At 38.5% G+C, this 3,116-nt stretch carries 2 protein-coding genes; both read right to left on the bottom strand.

The window, feature by feature from the left end:
- Positions 1-47: 47 nt before the first annotated feature.
- Positions 48-1,973 (bottom strand): transcription termination factor Rho, encoded by a 1,926-nt coding sequence (gene rho / locus PLH43_RS13390; RefSeq protein ID WP_324363938.1) that lies wholly within the window; start codon positions 1,971-1,973, stop codon positions 48-50.
- Positions 1,974-2,387: 414 nt separating this feature from the next.
- Complete coding sequence (locus PLH43_RS13385; protein WP_324363936.1) at positions 2,388-3,056, bottom strand: hypothetical protein; 669 nt, start codon at positions 3,054-3,056, stop codon at positions 2,388-2,390.
- Between the last annotated feature and the right edge of the window lie 60 nt (positions 3,057-3,116).

Below are 3,116 nucleotides of genomic sequence, written 5' to 3'. Positions count from 1 at the left end.
TTTGAGTCACTTCTTTTTTATCATGTTTGGGCAATTAATTTTACAACTTACCCAACAAATGCAACATTTATACTATTTACAAATTCCGCATTATTCTTAGTCTGCATCAAACGGTTTATAATCATTTCCGTAACCTCGGCCGTTCCCATATTGCTCATTGCCTTTCTGATAGCCCAAATTCCTTCAAGCTCTTTCTGGTCAAGAAGCAATTCCTCTCTTCTGGTTCCGGATCTGTTTACATCTATTGCAGGGAATATTCTTTTTTCGGAAAGCCTCCTGTCGAGATGGAGCTCCATATTTCCCGTTCCTTTGAATTCCTCAAATATAACATCATCCATTCTGCTTCCCGTTTCAATCAATGCTGTAGCCATAATTGTAAGGCTTCCGCCATTTTCTATATTTCTTGCCGCACCAAAGAATCTCTTCGGTTTGTGAAGCGCACCGGGATCAAGACCTCCCGAAAGGGTCCTTCCTGTCGGAGGAATTGTAAGGTTGTATGCCCTTGCCAACCTTGTGATACTGTCTAACAGTATTACAACGTCTTTTTTCTGCTCAACCAGTCTTTGTGCCCTTTCAAGTACCATTTCGGCAACCTTTATGTGATGCTCAGGCACTTCATCGAAAGTAGAATATATAACCTCACCCTTGATAGAGCGCTGCATGTCTGTTACTTCTTCAGGTCTTTCGTCTATGAGAAGCACAATCAGCTCCATTTCAGGATAGTTGTTGGTAATAGCATTTGCAATTTTCTTTAACAGTATGGTTTTACCCGCTTTCGGAGGTGAAACAATCATACCGCGCTGACCTTTTCCAATGGGCGCTATTAAATCAATCAGTCTTGTTGACAATTCTCTTGGAGTGGTTTCAAGAGTAATCCTCTGGTCAGGGTATATTGGCGTTAAGTATTCAAAGGGCACTCTTTTTGCTGCAACTTCCGGCGGATCTCCATTAACCGATTGAACATACAGCAAAGCCTGGAATTTCTCTCCCTCTTTTGGAATACGTCCTTTTCCCTTTATCTTGTCTCCTGTTTTTAAGTTGAAACGTCTGATTTGCGATGGCGATACATACACATCTTTCGGACCGGACAGGTAATTGTCGCTTCTTAAAAATCCATAGCCGTCAGGCAATACTTCCAGTACCCCTTCTACAGGGTCATCACTTTCTATCTTTTCAAGCCCGTTGGGCAGTTTCTCGCCTTCCTTCTTTTGCTCAGGCTGCTTTTGCTCAAGCTGTTTCCTCTCAGCTTTTGCTTTCTCGGCATCAGCCTCAGCCACCAGTTCGGATTCGGTTTTAGGCATCACAAAACCATCTGCCAAACCACTGGTCTGTTCTTGTTTTGCCGAATTGTTTTCTGCAGCATTATCATTACTTTCTTCTTTTTGCTGCTTTATAACTTCATTGGTTTCTACCTTTGAAGAATCAACAGTGTTAACGGCTTCCTGATTATTTGTATCAGTTTCGGCTTCCTTGGATTCAGCTTTTGATTTTGCCTCTTTGGATTCGATTTTTGATTCATCTTCTTTTGATTCGGATTTCGATTCGGCTTTTTCGGATTCGGATTTTGATTTAATCTTGGATTCAGCTTCGGGTTTACCCTCCTCAGCTTTTACCGGAGCAGACTCAACATTTGTGTCTTCCTGTTGTTGAACCTTAACGGATTTCGGTCTCCCCCTTTTAGACTTTCTCAGTACTACAGGAGGTTCCTCGGTCAACGTGGCTTCTCCGCTTTTTGAAACCTGCTCATTGTCCTTTATATCTTTCTGTTCATCCTTGCTATCAGCCGGTTTTTCATCTTCATCTTTTTTTATGATTTGATCCTGAAGATTATCTATACCATTGCTTTTGCCTACTTCGTAAATTTTTTCGATAAGTTCACTTTTTTTATATGTGGTAACTTTTTTTATCCCCAACATTTTCGCAATGTACCTTAAGTCCTCAAGCGTCTTCTCTTTGAGCTTTATATCGTCCATATTACACCACCTTATTTATACATAATATATATTTCCAACTTAATAGGGAGTTCATACAATTAGATAATGTCTGTAAAACCTTTATAACCGGAAAGGTTCATTTTTTGAGGAGAATCTTAGAGTATCATTACAAGCAATTGATATTATATCAACGCCAATCGTTTTTGTCAATTGCAAATTTATCTTTCCCCTAAAAATCCTCAATTTTGCATATAATCAATAACATATTTACCTATATTATTTTTGTAAAAAGCAACCTGAATTTATGCAAAACGGATGTGATTATTACAGTTTTTTGCCACAACAATCCCCCAAAATCATCTCATTAAAGCACAGCAATTCTTCTTTATCTAACTGTCCACCCTAAATCGAATAAGCAAAACTCATCTAATATAATTATAAACCTTTTTTAAATCATTTTCCATCTCTCTTTTTCATTCGCGGTTCTGTAGTTTTGATATCTAACGGCTGCCCCTCATCCATAAGAAGAATCTGCCTTGTCTGCAAATTGTTCTTTAAGTGTTCGTTGGATGAGGCATAAATTATTTTACTGGCAGGACATTTTTTGCACCTTAAATAAATTTTATCAGAAAGTAATAATAATTCAATATCATTATTACCGCATTCACAAAATAAATTTCCTTTTTCGGCAATATCATGAATGATATTCAGCGAATCAAACATTACCTGGGTATTTGCAAAATAATTATCGTAGCCTAATGTATCAATGAGCTCGTCAAATTCCTTTTCAAGACTGTCTATTTTCTTCCTTACATCCTCATCACTACCTATGAAACACTGCTGCATTCCTGTTTTAGGACAGTTCAACACGCTGATTTCGCCTGTTATAAGCTCTCTCCTGCTAAACAGGTAAATATGGTCGGTACCGCAACCTATACATGGTATCACAATCCTGTAATCGGCCGGGCCTTCTTTTGCTATAACCAGCGATGAGCCATTGCATCGGCAAGTAAAGCTGCTTTCTTTTTTATTCGACATCTCAAAGAGTGATACGTTCGTAAATTGAAATGCGCCACAGGATGAACACTTATACGCAATGGTTGTACTGGTATCAATTATCATTTTACCCACCTCCCTAATATTTCTTCATTTTTCTCTCGTTTTCTCACTCAATCATAGAAT

Origin of the sequence: Acetivibrio sp. (genome assembly GCF_035371925.1) — a bacterium.
Lineage (GTDB): Bacteria > Bacillota > Clostridia > Acetivibrionales > Acetivibrionaceae > Hungateiclostridium.
This window is presented reverse-complemented; position numbering and strand designations above follow the sequence as displayed.

Bases quoted from the DNA above. Each gene is read 5' to 3' on its own strand.
- rho (WP_324363938.1), bottom strand. From the start codon at position 1,973: ATGGACGATATAAAGCTCAAAGAGAAGACGCTTGAGGACTTAAGGTAC.
- PLH43_RS13385 (WP_324363936.1), bottom strand. From the start codon at position 3,056: ATGATAATTGATACCAGTACAACCATTGCGTATAAGTGTTCATCCTGT.